We start from the raw sequence: 16,215 nt of genomic DNA, 5'->3' as shown, positions 1-16,215 counted from the left end.
CAAAATTTGAGAAACGATGCTACAAATCAATTACATCAGAGAGAACAAAGAGGATGTTTTAGCCCGTTTAAGCAAAAAGAATTTTAAACAGCTTGAATTGGTAGATGAAATTTTAGACCTGGACCATAAACGCCGCTCTACGCAGGCGCAGTTGGATAATGTGCTTTCGCAATCCAACACTATGGCCAAAAGCATCGGGGAATTAGTGAAGTCCGGACGTAAAGAAGAAATTGAAAAAATCAAAGAAACTACTTCATTATTAAAAGAAGATATTAAAACCCTTGGCGAAGAGTTAGCAGAATTGGAGCAATTGGTGCATAATAAATTGGTTCAATTACCAAATTTACCACATGCTTCTGTTCCAGTTGGATCAACTCCGGAAGAGAATGATGTGGTGCTTACCCATGGAGCTATTCCTTCTCTGCCAGAAGGCGCTTTGCCTCATTGGGAGCTTGCTGCTAAATATGATATTATCGACTTTGAGTTAGGTAATAAAATAACTGGCGCCGGTTTTCCTGTGTATAAAGGAAAAGGTGCAAAGCTGCAACGTGCTTTGATCAACTTCTTTTTAGATAACGCAAATGAGTTAGGATATAAGGAAGTTCAGCCTCCGGTATTAATTAACGAGGCGTCTGGCTTTGGTACCGGGCAACTACCGGATAAAGAAGGACAGATGTACCATGTAACTGAAGACAACCTTTATTTAATTCCGACAGCAGAAGTTCCGGTTACAAACTTGTACAGAGATGAAATTGTAAAAGAAGAGGATCTTCCGATTAAAAATACTGCTTACACGCCATGTTTCCGCAGAGAAGCCGGTTCTTATGGCGCACATGTACGCGGCCTAAATCGTTTGCACCAGTTTGATAAAGTGGAAATTGTACAGATTGTACATCCCGAGAAATCATACGAAACGCTGGAAGAAATGAGCACTTATATTCAGAGCTTACTTCAAAAGCTTGAATTGCCGTACCGCGTATTACGTTTATGCGGTGGTGATATGAGCTTTACTTCAGCATTAACTTATGACATGGAAGTATACAGCGCTGCGCAGGGCAGATGGTTAGAAGTAAGTTCTGCATCTAACTTCGAAACGTTCCAAAGTAACCGTCTGAAATTACGTTTCCGTGGTAAAGAAGGCAAGCCTCAATTGGCGCATACACTAAACGGAAGTGCATTAGCATTGCCACGTATTGTTGCTTCGTTATTGGAGAACAATCAAACTGAAAAAGGTATCAAAATTCCGGCGGCGTTAGTGCCTTATACGGGATTTGAATATATCGATTAATAGGTTTTAAAAATAATTTTAAGCGGAATGGGCTACAAGCTATTCCGCTTTTTTGTTAAAATCAACAAAGTGATTAATTGATTGATTTTTAGCCTATTAATTGCGTAAATTACTTATTGTATACATACATTTCCCACCTTACTAAGCGATATTCCTCCCATTTTAATTAACCAATTGATAAAGGATACACAATCTAGCTTTATTATAAGTGTTTTTTTCTAAAACCAAAGGAGGTTAAAAATGAAATCGTTTAAATTTTTTGGAATAGCCTTGTTAATGGCTATAGTTGTAGAACTTTGTCCTACTTTTTTGCTTGCACAGGCAACCGGAAACATACTGGTTATTACGACGCATAAATTAGCTTTTCCTATAGATGGCCGCAGGAGTGAGCTGGATTCCCTGATAACCGAATGGTGGCAAAAAGTAGGTTCCAAAGTAACCCATTGCGTAAGTGCCAGAGTTGCGGTTCACTATTACAGCGACGATAGCAGAGATTGGGTAGAAATGATTGAATATAAATCTTTAGCTGATATTGAAGCCGCAGATAAAGAGATTGATGATCTGGAGAATAAAGTATGGCCAGATAAAGCGCAATCTCGTTCTTTTTTTATGAAAATCAGAAAGTACTACACCGGACAACATTCCGATCAGATATTCAGAATAATACCTACTCTGGGTAAACAATAATTTTAAGCAGATAACAAAATGATCTTGCGGTTTTGTCTGAATTTGAACTCAACTGCAAGATCAAATCTTTTTAAATCACAATATTTTTCTATTTTTGGCGCAGAGCCTGTCGACTATGAGCTCCTGATTAATGAATTAATGCCGTTAGGTTAAAATGTAAATCTGTTTAATTGAATACAATCTGTTAAACATTTATTATTTTAAGTTATCGATATACAAATGATGATGCCGGTAATTCCTATGAATTTTCCGGAGTGAGATTGCAAAAATTCAACCTAAATAATGAAGATCAGGAAAGTACTCATTGCTAACAGAGGCGAGATTGCCATTCGCATTGCGCGGGCTTGTAATGAACTCAACATTCAAACTGTTGCGGTTTATACCTACGAAGACCGCTATTCGCTGCATCGATATAAAGCTGACGAAGCTTATCAGATCGGTGAAGATAATGATCCCCTAAAACCTTACCTTAACATTGATGAGATTATCCGCATTGCGAAGCAAAGCAAAGCTGATGCTATTCATCCCGGTTACGGATTCCTTTCAGAAAATAAGGACCTCGCACAAAAGTGTGCAGACAATGGTATTATTTTCGTTGGTCCGCGTCCGGATGTTATGGAGGCCTTAGGAGATAAGGTTATTGCTAAAGAAAATGCCCGTAAAGCGCAAATTCCTATCATTGATGATAATGAGAAAGAGTTGACCGACTTTAGCGTTGCGCTTGAAGAAGCAAATAGAATTGGTTACCCGCTTATGTTGAAAGCCGCTGCTGGGGGCGGAGGTAGAGGTATGCGTGTGATCAGGAATGATGAAGAATTGGAGAAGGGGTTTCGCGAGGCAAGAAGTGAAGCAAAAAACGCTTTTGGTGATGATACCGTTTTCCTTGAAAAATACATCGAAAATCCAAAACACATCGAGATACAGATAGTAGCAGATAGCCATGGGACTATTCGCCATCTATTTGAAAGGGATTGTTCTGTTCAACGTCGTTTCCAGAAGGTGGTTGAGGTTGCTCCTTCTGTTGGTCTTAAAGAAGAAACCAGGAATAAGCTTTATGAATATGCTATCAAAATATGTTCAACTGTAAATTATAATAACGTAGGTACAGTTGAGTTTTTGGTTGATGGTAAAGAGAACATTTTTTTCATTGAGGTAAATCCGCGTGTGCAGGTTGAACATACAGTAACCGAAATGGTTACTGGAGTGGATATTATTAAAACACAGCTATACATAGCGGATGGCTATAAGCTTTCTGATCCGGAAATTGGTCTTGGTGATCAACGTAATATCAAGTGCAATGGTTATGCAATGCAATGCCGTATTACCACTGAGGATCCTGCAAATGGATTCAAACCGGATTATGGCACACTGATTACTTATCGTAACGCTACCGGTTTTGGTGTTCGTCTAGACGAAGGATCTACCTATCCAGGAATGAAAATCAGTCCATTCTTTGACTCCATGTTGGTTAAGGTAAGCACCTCTGGTAATGATTTAAGTGATGCAGCTCGTAAAATGCATCGTGCACTTAGAGAGTTCCGTATTCGTGGTGTAAAAAACAATATTCAGTTTCTTGAAAACCTTATTTCGGTTCCCGAATTTGTTGAAGGGAAAGCGACTGTAGGGTTTATCAACGAACATCCTGAATTATTTCAGTTTAAAACCCGTCTCGACCGTGGTACTCGGATCCTGAATTACCTGGCTGATGTTTCTGTAAACGGAAACCCGGATGTAACAATGGTAAATCCCAATGCTCGTTTTGATAAACCGATTATTCCATCATATGACCAGAATGCTCCATATCAGAAAGGAACCAAAGATCTGTTGACAGAGCTTGGTCCTGAGAAGTTTGCAGATTGGTTAAAGAGCGAAAAGAAAATTCATTATACGGATACAACTTTCAGAGACGGTCACCAGTCGTTGCTGGCTACGCGTATGCGTACCTATGATATGCTGAAAGTGGCAGAGGCATTTGCTAAAAATCATCCACAAACATTCTCTATGGAGGTTTGGGGTGGAGCAACGTTTGATGTTTGCATCCGTTTCTTGCGCGAAGATCCTTGGAAACGATTAGAATTATTGCGTGCGGCTATCCCGAACATTTTATTACAAATGCTGATTCGTGGTTGTAACGGTGTGGGCTATTCCGCATATCCAGACAACCTGATCGAAAGCTTTGTAGAAAAATCATGGGAAAAAGGGGTAGATATCTTCCGCATTTTTGACTCCTTAAACTGGATGGAAAACATTGCTCCATGTATTGATATGGTTCGCAAACGTACCGGAGGTATTGCTGAAGGTGCTTTGTGTTACACTGGTGATATTCTGGACCCGAAAAAAACAAAATACACGCTTAATTATTACCTTCAGTTAGCAAAAGATCTGGAAAATGCCGGAGCTCATATTCTTGCCATCAAAGATATGTCTGGTTTATTAAAACCGTATGCTGCAAAAGAACTGGTTACTGCATTAAAAGAAACAGTAAAAATTCCGATCCATTTACATACGCATGATACTTCGTCATTGCAACCTGCTACTTATTTAAAGGCTATTGAGGCTGGAGTGGATGTTGTAGATTGTGCTTTGGGTTCGCTTTCAGGATTAACATCGCAACCAAATTTTAATGCCATTGTTGAGATGATGCGTTTCCATGAACGGGAAAACGAATACGATATTAAGTCATTGAATCAGCATTCTACTTATTGGGAAGCAGTTCGTGAATATTATTATCCGTTTGAATCGGGAATGAAGGCTAGTTCGGCGGAGGTATTTCAACATGAGATTCCGGGCGGACAGTATTCAAACCTTAAAGGACAGGCTATTGCGTTGGGTTTAGGCGAGCGTTTTGAGATGATTAAAGAACGTTATGCTGAAGTGAATGAATTGTTCGGTGATATCGTAAAGGTTACGCCCAGTTCAAAGGTTGTGGGCGATATGGCGCAATTCATGGTTTCGAATAATCTCACTAAGGATGATATACTAACAAAGGGAGAGTCAATTTCATTCCCTGAATCGGTGATGCAGTTTTTTCTTGGTGAAATCGGACAGCCCGCAGGTGGTTTTCCAGCGCAACTACAAAAGATCGTTTTAAAGGATAAACAGCCTTATTCGGATCGGCCGAATAAACATTTGCCAGCTATTAACTTTGATAAAGAATTGGAGGCATTCAAGAATCAGTTCGGGCATGATCTGCAGTTTACCGATTTTCTTTCTTATAAATTCTATCCGAAAGTATTTGAAGATGGTTTGAAATTTTGGCGTGAATATGGAGATGTTTCCACTGTTCCTACCAAGTATTTCTTGTACGGAATGAAACAGGGTGAAGAATCAACGATTGAGATTGCTCCTGGAAAAACGTTACTTGTTCGATTGTTAAGTATTAGTCCCGCAGATGAGAATGGAATGCGGACAGTATTTTTTAAATTAAACGGTCAAACACGTAATATTGATGTACAGGATAAATCGATCAAGGTTCTTAAACAAGAGAATCGTAAGGTTGATAAAGGAAACGACAATCATATTGGAGCTCCTTTGCAAGGCTTGCTTTCGAAAATATTTGTGAAAGAAGGAGAAAAAGTAAAGAAGAATCAGCCATTATTTGTAGTAGAAGCCATGAAAATGGAAACCAATATTACGGCTAATCATGATTTTACTATTGGTAGCCTGGTGTTAGCTCCTGGAACCTTAGTAAATACAGATGATTTGGTTTTAGAAATCAATTAGAAAAATTCACTTAAACATCAATAATTTGGGAGAAGCGGTCGCAAGACCGCTTTTATTGTTTCTGTCAGAATGTATTACCATGTGTTAAGCGTACCAGTTTATTGGTTAGCGAGGGGAATTTTCTCAGAATTCCTACTGCGGCATTGGTGACAGATGGCTTTCCGAATAAACCCTGAAACATTCTTCCTGCTTTGAGTCGTTTGTTAAAATGATGATGCCATGTTTCCTGGTACAGTCGTTCAGCCTGGTCACGGGTGATTCTTTTTTTCAAAAACTCATTCACAATTTCAGCTAAAAACTTGGATGCATGCATGGCCATGCTCATTCCATTGCCGCATAAAGGTGTTATTAATCCACCGGCATCTCCAATCATAAAAATGTGGTCATTGATTATTTCTTTAGGAGCAAAATTTAATTGTGAAATCGCTAGCGGGCTATCATATAAAAAGCGTGAATAATTGAAATACTTATGAAGCTGTGGATTTTTGGTTAAAATATTTTCTTCCAGCTTTTGAATATTATTATGGTTCTGCTGCAAATTCAACGCAGTAGTAAGGTAACATAAACAAAAACGGTCTTTGTCGACTTTAGAAATACCGCAATAACCATTATTAAAATTATGTAATTCTATCAAGTCATCAGGAAAGCTTGTCTCTATATGATATTTAACCGCAATATAATGAGAACTCTTATTGGGATTTAGCTGTACAAAAGGGCGGTTTAGCTTTTGGTCGAGATTAGACCGTTTACCCCATGATCCGCAAACAACCGTTGCGGTAAAATTTCCGTTAGCAGTTTTAAAAGCGTGTTTGTTTAATTCATAGGTGATATCAATAACCTTGTTTTTTTCGAGCAGTGTTACATTTGAGTTTTTAGCAATAGTAGCGAGAGTAGCATCCAGTGTATACCGGCTTATTCCAAAACCACCAGGGAAAAGGTCATGTTTTAGTAGTCTTCCATTACAATCAGAGATTTGCAATTTCGATATAATTGGAAGTCTAAGATCAACTAATGGAACGCCTAAAGCCTCTAGAAAACCCCATGACTCTATTGCAATGTATTCGCCACACACTTTGTGAAATGGATAGCTTTCTTTCTCACACAATAACACTTTATATCCGGCACGTGCCAACTGTATAGACAGGCATAAACCTGCCAAGCCTCCTCCGGCTATGGCGATATCAAAGTGCTCTTTCATTCGGTGTTAACAACAATTAAATGTCTGAATGCCCAATGCCATTTTATATATGCATTCTTAATGCCAGCTTTATGTATCAGATTCTCCCAGTCCGACTTAATAAACCCTCTGGCTACTGATAGTTTAGCGTCATTTTTTACTAAATAAGATTTAGAAAAAAGGGTTGTCAATAATTTAATACTTTGATAAGCTATCGGATGTCGTTGCAAATCATTAATAATAAAACCAGTTCTTGAGTTTTTGTGCATCCATCTTAAAAAAACAACAATCTCATCATTAGTTAAATGATGGCAAAACAAAGAGGAAATGATAATATCGATTTTGAGGTCTGAATGCTCAATAGTTCGATAGTCAGACTGGATAAAGGAAATCTCAGGGAAATCAATGCAATTCTCTTTGGCAAATTCAATACAATCGTTTTTTAAATCTACGCCGATCAGTTTGAGCTTTTGGTTTTGTTCCCGGCCCCATATGGCAACGGCTTTTAGCGTGTCGCCTCCACCGCTACCAATATCCAGAATGGAAATGGATTGTTTTTGATTTTTTATTAATTGCTTTATACCTTTTATCGTAATTGAATGTCCACCCAGATAATGATTGATAATATCAAGTTCACGAAGGTTCTGACGGAGGTCATCGCTGGGAATTTCATCCGCATCTAATAATTCTTTTTCTAAAGAACGAGATCTCATCATCGTCATGTACTTAAAACCATACTTTCCATGGTTAAACCCGGTCCAAAGCCTGTAGAAAAGATCAACTCCTCTTTGTCAAGGTTTACTTTGTTATCCAAGATGTCTTTTAATACATATAATATGGTTGGAGACGACATATTTCCGAAGTTCTCCAGAACCGCATAAGCCGATTGTAACTCACCGTTTACCAATTCAAGCTCTTTAGCGATTACATCCAAAATGCGTTTTCCTCCAGGGTGGATGGCCCAATGCACAATATCTGAGACATTTTTATTAATGGATGATAGCGTTTGAGTTACAAGATTCTTAATTCCTTTCTCCACTAAATCAGGAATGTAATTGCTTAATGTCATGAGAAAGCCAGTGCCTGACAAAGTCCAAGCCATATCCTTTTTAGCGCTAAAGTTTACTTCAGAATAATAATTCTTAATGGTTAAGCCTCGCCACTTATTTTTACTTGCAATATCGTCAGAACAAACTAATGCTGAGGCCGCACCATCTGCAAACAACAAATTAGCAGTGAGATTATCCATGTCATTTTTGTTCTGGAAATGGATCGTACATATTTCAACGGAAACAATTAATACAATTGCAGCAGGATCAGCTTTACAGATCAGATCTGCATGTTTCATCGCATGTAAAGCAGCATAACAGCCCATAAAATTTACGGAAGTACGATAAATCGTATTTTTCAAGCCTAATTTTTCAACCACCTCTAGGTCGAGTCCCGGTGCGGATAAACCTGTACAACTTACTGTTATAAGATGAGTTATATTTTCGGGCTTACAAAAAGGATCCACACATTTAAGGGCCGATTCACAACCAAGTTTTCCAGCATTATCATGATAGATTTTCATACGAGCTTCTAATGGCTGGTCTTCTTCCACATTGTCAAAAAAAGAAACATGGTGACTTGCATAACGCTCAGAGAATTCAGGCAGTACAGAATATCGATACTTGATTCCGCTGCGATGATAAAGCATATTGAGTAATTTCCGTTCATCGGATGAAGATCGCAATACATCCGTCATGTACTGTAAAACATCTTCTTGTTTGTGCTTAAAGGGTGGATTAGCAGTTGCAATAGAAATTACTTTACTCATGGTCTGTTATAATTAAATTGTTATCCCAAAGTTTATACACTAATCTTGCCAAATACTATTATTAGTATACAACTTACTGAAATTTAATCACTTGTTGGTTAATGAGTAATAATAAAATGAAACAATTGTTTAAGCAAACAGACGCAATAAGGTTCATTTTCATCGTATGTTCAAAATCAGCAGCTGAAGAATCGCGCCATACTTTGTAAAACCAGTGAAAGAAATATACTACAGCTGGAATAAAACACAACTGAAGAATTATGAAGTTGTTTAATAAATCAACTTCTCTGAAATAATAATAAAAGCAAATGATACTGGTTAGAAATGCAAAACAACAAAAAGCGAATGTACCCCTGTAACCTAATTTATAGCTAATAGTGATGTCTCCATTTTTATAATCTTCTTCATGCTGGTAAATTTGGGTAAGCGGATAAACCCCTGCCAATAATAAGCTACAAGCTATTAAAGCAAGTAATTGCCGATTAATTATTTCCTGGTAGGAAAGAAGGGTTATTGCATGATAAGCAATTAAAAACGTAAATGCCCCCTGGGAAAAAATAACTGTAATAAATCCAAGGTAAGGATACTTTTTAAGACGAATTCCTTTATAACTATAAGCTCGTGACGCCAATATGTACATAAGTAAGCAGATAGAGAAGGGGATGCTAATAAAAAAGCTTAGTGAAAGACCGATAAAATCGAGCAGAATGGAAATGTAAAAAAGCTTTTTTGTTGGTTTAGGTGGATGTTTTAAACCGCCAATGCTTCCTTCATCCTGGTCCATAAAACTATTGTATCCATTGCTGGCCGGATAAATAAATAAATGCAAAATGATAAAGGAAAGAAGAGTATTTTGCCAATTTATCGATTCAGCCTGGCTTAGCGCAAATAGAAATACAGGCATTAAAAAGATCGAGAAGGGAATTCTCAATAATTTAAGCGTGTCTTTATCGATCAGGTTGGTAGTCATCAGCATTTGTTTAAGTAATTACTAACAACTAACCTGCCTATTTATTTAATTTGCTCAGCTATTATTCTCACCAATTCATCACAATGTTGGCTGCCTATTAAATAAACCAATCCATCTTTATCGGTAAGTTTTATGGCATATTTTCCTCTGGTATAGAAACGGATCGTCCCCTTTTTATGCAGATTATAAACTGGATTATTCATCATAAAGTTACTATACTGAACCTTTTCAACACTTTTAATGCTGCCGAAATCAATTTTAACTCTACTGGTGGTCCAGAAGCCATCAAGTATTAACGATTGAGAATAAACCGATGTTTTATAGTGGATAATAAAGGTTAACAATCCGGAAATGATCAAAATTGAAATACCAACAACCAATAATAAGTCGGCATTACGATCACGATTTTCCTCAATGGTGTAAATAATAAAACAAAAAATAGCCAAAACTAATCTGGTAAGCAGCCAGTTACGGTTTAATCCTAAAAATTGTTTTTCAATGAATATTGGTTTTTCCTTCATTAGAGAAGTGCGCTAATTTTTGAACTCCAAAATATAAATTTTTTTGGTTTCGGGCGTTATTTTATATCGGTCGTTTATTCTGTATCCGGCAACCCATATAATTTCGGAGCCCGACAATACAACCTTCACTTTTTCTTTTTCATTGAGTGGAATTTTCAAATCAATTAAAAAATCACTCAATTTTTTCTTGCTCTTCATTCCCAGTGGGATAAAACTATCTCCCGGTTGCCAGGTTCTTACTTCGAGAGGTAATTTTAATTTCTCGTAATCAAAACAGCCAATTTTATTACTGAAAGGTATCCCGAATGATTTATTGGGCTCAATTCGTTCAATAAACAAACTTTCCATACTAATGGCATCTTCCTGATTTGTTATTGACGATAAAATTAAATGCTTTCGGTCTTTAACAATTTTATGAGTGGAAGATAAGAACTGTTTACCGGGTTGGGCATTCAATGCACCAATAATTTCAGCAACAGTAGAGGCAGAAAAATTGTATGATTTTAGTAATCCGTACAAAAGAGCCTGCATATGTTTTTGTTCATTAAGCTTTTCTATACTGATAAGTTGTTCTGATTGTCTATCATGAAACAACTCGGCTTTTTTCTCTTCCAGGTATTGATTTACCAACTCCTCACTTTCTTTAACATACTCAATTGTTTGAGCAAATGTTTGTTCCAGGTCGGGATTAATTTCTTTTAGAATTGGAATAACTTCATTTCTTAATTTGTTTCTAAGGTATTTGGAGGAACGGTTAGAAAGGTCTTCCCTGTAAGTAATCTTACAAATGTTGGCGATATGTTCAATATCTTCACGTGTAAGGTATAATAAAGGTCTTATAATATCATCTCGTTTTGGCAAAATGCCATGTAAACCCGCAATACCTGTTCCACGAAGCATATTGATCAAAACTGTTTCAACTGTATCACTTTTATGGTGAGCAACTGCAATCTGATCATAACCAAATTCCTCTTTAATTTTTCGAAGCCATCTATAACGTAAGTCCCTAGCCGCCATCTGAATCGAAATTTTCTTTTCCTCAGCATAAGTGGTTGTTTTAAATTTTACATGGTGAAAAGGAACTTTCAAATGAGATGCAAGTTCAGAGACAAATGCCGAATCCAGATCAGCATCATTTTCTCTTAACTGAAAGTTGCAGTGTGCGATTCCGATATTGAAACCTGCTGCGGAAAATAAATGTGCCATCACCACAGAATCTATACCACCACTAACAGCAAGTAAAATTCTGTTGTCAGCGCCAAAAAGTTGCTGAACATTCACAAAGTTTTTGAACGGTAGTAGGAAGTCCGAAATTTTATACATCGGGCCTAAACCTACGTCATTCTTACATTAAACGCAAACATAAAATGTATGTTTAAACAAATTTATGAAAAGTTGCCTTGTCCGTTTTTTAATACGTGTAAGTAAAATGTGATAGGTAAACTAATAAGCTAAAAAAAGTTATTTTTGCGTTGATGAAATCCAGACGACTATTTCTATTTATCATATTTATTTTAAGCGGGTTAAGCGTTTTTGCACAAAAGAAAACTACTAAAGTTCAGATTGAGAACTCAGATGATGCTCAGTTTTTCGTGAATACAGGTGTTTCTCATTTTGTTGGTAACTGTAAATTCAGACATGAAAATGCAGTCATGTTTTGTGATAGCGCCGACTACTTTGAAAAAGAAAATCGTTTAAATGCTTTTGGTAATGTTCGTATTGTGCAGGCAGATACTATTACGGTAACCTCTAAAAGCTTAAAATATGATGGAAATTCTCGTAGAGCTGAACTTTTTGAAAACGTGACCCTTACTGATGGAAAGGCTGTACTTACTACCGACTATTTAAATTATGATATGGTTACCCGTGTTGGTATGTATCCCAATGGTGGAAAGATTACCAATAAGGAAAACATTCTTACCAGTAAAACCGGCTATTATTATGTAGGCTCTAAGGATGCTTTTTTTCGCTATAATGTCAAAGTGAATACACCTCAGGCAGAAATAACAAGTGATACACTTAAGTATAACACTAATACCCGTTTTGCTTACTTTTTTGGTCCGACAAGGATAAAAGGAAAAGATGATTTCCTTTATACTGAAAATGGATGGTATAATACCGCTACTGACCAGGCTCAATTCAGTAAGAATTCTTATTACGAATCGGGTTCAAAAACACTAAAAGGAGATAGTCTTTATTACGACAGGAGGTTGGGTTATGGCAAGGCAGTACGCCATGTGGTGTTTGTTGATACTGCGGAGAAGATAATCCTTACCGGCGATTATGGTCAACATAACAAGCCTACGGAAACCACATTTGTTACTGGAAGAGCTCTTTTAACTGTCGTACAGGAAAAGGATTCATTATACATGACTGCCGATACACTCAAGACAATAATGCCCCAGCCCTTGAATAAAAGGCTGGCAAGTGCTCCCTTGAAAAAAGATTCAGGAGTAGTTAACGGAGTAGTAGATAGCATAAAAATTAAAACCGCAAAAAATAACCTGCCTCCAACAGGACCAGGTATAACAGAACCTATGCGAACTGTTAAGCCAGTGCAGGACACTACTAAACAAGAACTGCTAACAGCTGAACCCGATAGCATTATTAATCTTAAACCCGACAGCCTGAAAATTGTTAAAGTTGATTCAATTCCGCGACGGATTTTATATGCATACCGAAATGTGCGAATTTTTAAATCTGACCTGCAAGCTGTCGCCGACTCATTAGTATATACATATGCCGATTCAACCATGCGTTGTTATAAGTCGCCTGCTGTATGGACACAAGGCTCGCAAATGACGGCAAATCAGATCGATATTGAGCTGAAAAATAAGAAGATCGACAGAATGAAGCTGAATGCTTCGGCATTTATTGCTAGTACTGAAGGAGATTCAACTTTATTCAATCAGATCAGTGGCAGAAATATGGTGGGGTTATTTAAAGACAATAAGCTTTCGCGTTTAACGGTTTTAGGTAATGGAGAGAGTATTTATTATCCAAAAGAAGATTCTGTTTCTTACACAGGAATGAACCGAGCACTCTGCAGTAATATGTTGTTAACATTTAAAGATAACAAAATCGGTACGGTGCGGATGGATAAGGATGTTGAAGGCGCTTTACATCCGCTTGATAAAATTCCTGAAGGGGAGGATAAATTAAAGGGATTTAATTGGAGGGCAGAAGAACGTCCTGTTTCTAAGGAAGATATTTATAGGAAGGTTGCTATAAAAACGATTCCTCAGGATGAACAATCTAAAGGAGGACGAAAAGTTCAGCACGCTAATCCACCAGAAAAAACAGTTGTACCAAAGTCTCCTGGATTGCCTAAGAAACAACCAGCACAAAAGAAGAAATTATAACAAAAAAGGTTGATGCTTAAAACATCAACCTTTTTTATAAATGAGTGTTCAACAGACTCAATAAAAAAAGCCTGTGATTGTTAAACCACAGGCCTGCGAAATAAATATTATGTATGAATTAGATAACTTTTACGTTAACTGCATTCATGCCTTTTTTACCTCTTTCCAGTTCAAATTGAACGCGGTCGTTTTCTTTAATTTCATCGATAAGGCCACTTACGTGAACAAAGGTCTCATTGTTTGAGTCGTCGTGTTTAATGAAACCAAAACCTATGGTTGAATTAAAGAATTTTACTACTCCTGTTTGCATTTATTTATTGTATTAAATTAAAAAATTCTGCTTAAATCATGCAAACCAGGGGTTGACATGAAAAGTTAATATTACTAAATATTTCCGGAAAAAATAAAAGTTCGGATGGAATTATAGAATATTTTTTTTGCCTCAACATCTATGAGGCTCAGCAAAGGTGGAGTTAATAAATGAAAAAAACAATTTTTATTTAATAAATAATTGTAATTCAGTTTGTTAATGTGGTGTTCGCTAATGGTTTAATAAAATAATATACTATTTCCGACGCATATTTTGTTCAAAATATTTTTTTTAATGCATTTCTGAAAAAGCCTAGATAAGGCTTCATTTAAAGCCGATTAGACAAGTAATCCCTAATCTCTATAGATTTTAAATTGATCGTTGAACGCCGTAGATCAATAGCGTGAAGGCATATGATTCCTTGGATTAAATTTTATATTTGCCGTTAGTTCTTGTTTTCCAGTAGATTAGATGGCTGTTGCTGATAATATTAAAAAAGTAGGTATAAATGAAACCGATTTATGGGCTGCCTTTAAAGAAGGTGATGTTAACGCCTATGAACAAATTTACACTATATATTATCGTCAACTATATAATTATGCTCATAAATATAGCTCCGACAAGGAGTTGATCAATGATTTAATCCATGACCTTTTTATTAAAATCTGGAGCAATAAATTATCACTTGGTAATCCTCCTTCCGTAAAGAACTATCTATTTAAATCTTTTCGAAGCCATTTGTTTAATCACCTCCGTGATACAAAAGATCATGCGTCCGGAACTGCAGAAGAGCTGGAATCACTTAATGTATTTACATTAGAAGTAAAACCCAGTCCTGAAGCAGATTTGATTGCACGTGAAAAAGCTCATCATGTCAACCGACTTATCAGCAATGCGATTGGCCAGTTAACAGATCGTCAGCGAGAAGCCATTTATTTAAAATATTACGAAGGATTTTCATACCCTGAAATCGCAGAGATTATGGGACTAAGCGTTAAAGCCGCTTATAAATTAATAGCACGCGCAATAACTGCACTTCGTGAACATGCCGGCAACCGGCCAGTAATATTGTTCCTTGCTATGTTCAGAAGGATTATTGTGTGAGGGAGTAACCGCACTTTTTACTATTACCCAAAAAACACCTGAGGGGGCTTTTAGAGATCGCATTCTGTGAATGCTTGTGAGTCTCTATTAAGCTATTTCTAAAAAATAAAAAATATTCATCATCGCATGGGGTGAATCGCTGTGTTTGTGTGTACAGCTAAAAAAGGTGTTTGGAATAAAATGAGTAGTAGTAAATCAAATAGTTTTAAGAACAAGGCTGAGGAATTAATTCTTGATGAATCATTTATCCGTTGGGTGAAGTTTGGGTTACCGGAAGATAATCGTAAATGGGAAAATGCATTAGTTCAGCAACCTGATTTGAAAAATGTTTTTGCTGAAGCTCGTTTGTGGATATTGGAAATGGGGTTTGAGTCTGCTGTACCGGAAAATTCTGAAGAAATAGCTTTTTATCAACGACTTCGTGCTTCAATAGATAATACCCAAGCAATCAATGTTCGTAGAATGATTCCTCAATGGTTACGCATAGCGGCAACATTAACGGGAGCAATTGTGAGTTTGCTGGCAGCTTATTGGGCACTTAATTACTACAGCTTTAAACATATTACTACCGGAAACGGTGAAATTGTCAGGATACTTTTGCCTGACAGTTCGGAAGTTATCCTGAATGCAAATACAAAAGTTAAGTATGAGCGTAAGTGGAATGAGAACGAACCCCGAGAATTATGGATCGAAGGAGAAGGGTTCTTCAATATCAGGCATATTAATAAAGACCAGACTCACATTAAGAACAGTGAACGTTTTATTGTTCACACTTCCGACCTGAATATTCAGGTTTTAGGGACATCATTCAATGTAAATACACGACGAAACAAAACCAAAGTTGTTTTGTCGGCTGGTAAAATTCAGCTTAGTTTAAAAGATAACAGCAAGGCGCCAATTGTAATGGTACCTGGAGATGCCATTACCTATTCTCAACAACAAAAAGCAATTGTTAAAAATAAGAGTGTCCTAAATCCGTCTGTTTCATCAGCCTGGAAAGAGCACCGCTTGATATTTGTACAAAGCAATATCAAGGAAATAGCCGAACAGATTGAAGATAATTTAGGCTACACTGTAAAAATCAATGCACCGTCTCTTAATAACAGAACCATCTCCGGTTCGGTTGCCACTAGCAATGAAGATGTATTATTCAAAGTTTTAGCTGATCTGCTAAATGTTGACATTAAAAAAGATCCACAAAATAAAATAATCCTAATCCAAGAGAAAAAGTAACCTATCCAATTGAAGAAAAGA

General features: G+C 36.9%; 13 protein-coding genes. 6 read left to right on the top strand and 7 right to left on the bottom strand.

Annotated elements, in window-relative coordinates; all coding sequences use genetic code 11:
* Window positions 1-16 precede the first annotated feature (16 nt).
* The 3 genes from serS to SOLCA_RS16055 all read left to right on the top strand — a co-directional run bounded on the left by serS (window position 17) and on the right by SOLCA_RS16055 (window position 5,698).
* Window positions 17-1,288: a serine--tRNA ligase gene (gene serS, locus SOLCA_RS16065; protein ID WP_014681514.1), complete on the top strand. Its 1,272-nt coding sequence runs from the start codon at window positions 17-19 to the stop codon at window positions 1,286-1,288.
* A gap of 240 nt (window positions 1,289-1,528) precedes the next feature.
* On the top strand, window positions 1,529-1,975 hold the full coding sequence (locus SOLCA_RS16060) for a hypothetical protein (protein WP_014681513.1): 447 nt from the start codon (window positions 1,529-1,531) through the stop codon (window positions 1,973-1,975).
* Window positions 1,976-2,257: 282 nt separating this feature from the next.
* The gene (locus tag SOLCA_RS16055) at window positions 2,258-5,698 is read left to right on the top strand and encodes a pyruvate carboxylase (protein ID WP_014681511.1); all 3,441 of its coding nucleotides are present in this window, start codon (window positions 2,258-2,260) and stop codon (window positions 5,696-5,698) included.
* Window positions 5,699-5,762: 64 nt separating this feature from the next.
* On the opposite strand, the gene SOLCA_RS16050 is transcribed toward SOLCA_RS16055, so the two are convergent.
* The 6 genes from SOLCA_RS16050 to tilS form a co-directional block, all read right to left on the bottom strand.
* On the bottom strand, window positions 5,763-6,896 hold the full coding sequence (locus SOLCA_RS16050) for an NAD(P)/FAD-dependent oxidoreductase (protein WP_014681510.1): 1,134 nt from the start codon (window positions 6,894-6,896) through the stop codon (window positions 5,763-5,765).
* On the bottom strand, window positions 6,893-7,591 hold the full coding sequence (locus tag SOLCA_RS16045) for a methyltransferase domain-containing protein (RefSeq protein ID WP_042479979.1): 699 nt from the start codon (window positions 7,589-7,591) through the stop codon (window positions 6,893-6,895). The genes SOLCA_RS16050 and SOLCA_RS16045 overlap by 4 nt, the downstream gene beginning before the upstream one ends.
* A gap of 2 nt (window positions 7,592-7,593) precedes the next feature.
* Window positions 7,594-8,694: a type III polyketide synthase gene (locus SOLCA_RS16040; protein ID WP_014681508.1), complete on the bottom strand. Its 1,101-nt coding sequence runs from the start codon at window positions 8,692-8,694 to the stop codon at window positions 7,594-7,596.
* Between the two features lie 73 nt (window positions 8,695-8,767).
* Window positions 8,768-9,664, bottom strand: a complete 897-nt coding sequence (locus tag SOLCA_RS16035; RefSeq protein ID WP_157604592.1) for a UbiA family prenyltransferase — start codon at window positions 9,662-9,664, stop codon at window positions 8,768-8,770.
* Between the two features lie 41 nt (window positions 9,665-9,705).
* Window positions 9,706-10,185: a hypothetical protein gene (locus SOLCA_RS16030; RefSeq protein ID WP_014681506.1), complete on the bottom strand. Its 480-nt coding sequence runs from the start codon at window positions 10,183-10,185 to the stop codon at window positions 9,706-9,708.
* Window positions 10,186-10,197: 12 nt separating this feature from the next.
* Entirely contained in the window at window positions 10,198-11,508 is a 1,311-nt protein-coding gene (gene tilS / locus SOLCA_RS16025; RefSeq protein WP_014681505.1) for a tRNA lysidine(34) synthetase TilS, read from the bottom strand.
* 152 nt (window positions 11,509-11,660) lie between these two features.
* Here tilS and SOLCA_RS22490 point away from each other — a divergent pair, with 152 nt between their 5' ends.
* Window positions 11,661-13,547, top strand: a complete 1,887-nt coding sequence (locus SOLCA_RS22490) for an OstA-like protein (protein ID WP_014681504.1) — start codon at window positions 11,661-11,663, stop codon at window positions 13,545-13,547.
* A 118-nt stretch (window positions 13,548-13,665) separates the two neighbouring features.
* Here SOLCA_RS22490 and SOLCA_RS16015 read toward each other — a convergent pair whose 3' ends face one another.
* Complete coding sequence (locus SOLCA_RS16015) at window positions 13,666-13,857, bottom strand: cold-shock protein (protein WP_014681503.1); 192 nt, start codon at window positions 13,855-13,857, stop codon at window positions 13,666-13,668.
* A 471-nt stretch (window positions 13,858-14,328) separates the two neighbouring features.
* Here SOLCA_RS16015 and SOLCA_RS16010 point away from each other — a divergent pair, with 471 nt between their 5' ends.
* Window positions 14,329-14,961 carry an RNA polymerase sigma factor gene (locus tag SOLCA_RS16010; protein WP_014681502.1) on the top strand — a complete coding sequence of 211 codons (633 nt, stop codon included), beginning with the start codon at window positions 14,329-14,331 and terminating at the stop codon, window positions 14,959-14,961.
* 180 nt (window positions 14,962-15,141) lie between these two features.
* Window positions 15,142-16,194 carry a FecR family protein gene (locus SOLCA_RS16005; RefSeq protein WP_042479974.1) on the top strand — a complete coding sequence of 351 codons (1,053 nt, stop codon included), beginning with the start codon at window positions 15,142-15,144 and terminating at the stop codon, window positions 16,192-16,194.
* Window positions 16,195-16,215: the final 21 nt, after the last annotated feature.

The sequence above is a fragment of the Solitalea canadensis DSM 3403 genome (genome assembly GCF_000242635.2).
Taxonomy (GTDB): domain Bacteria; phylum Bacteroidota; class Bacteroidia; order Sphingobacteriales; family Sphingobacteriaceae; genus Solitalea; species Solitalea canadensis.
This window is presented reverse-complemented; position numbering and strand designations above follow the sequence as displayed.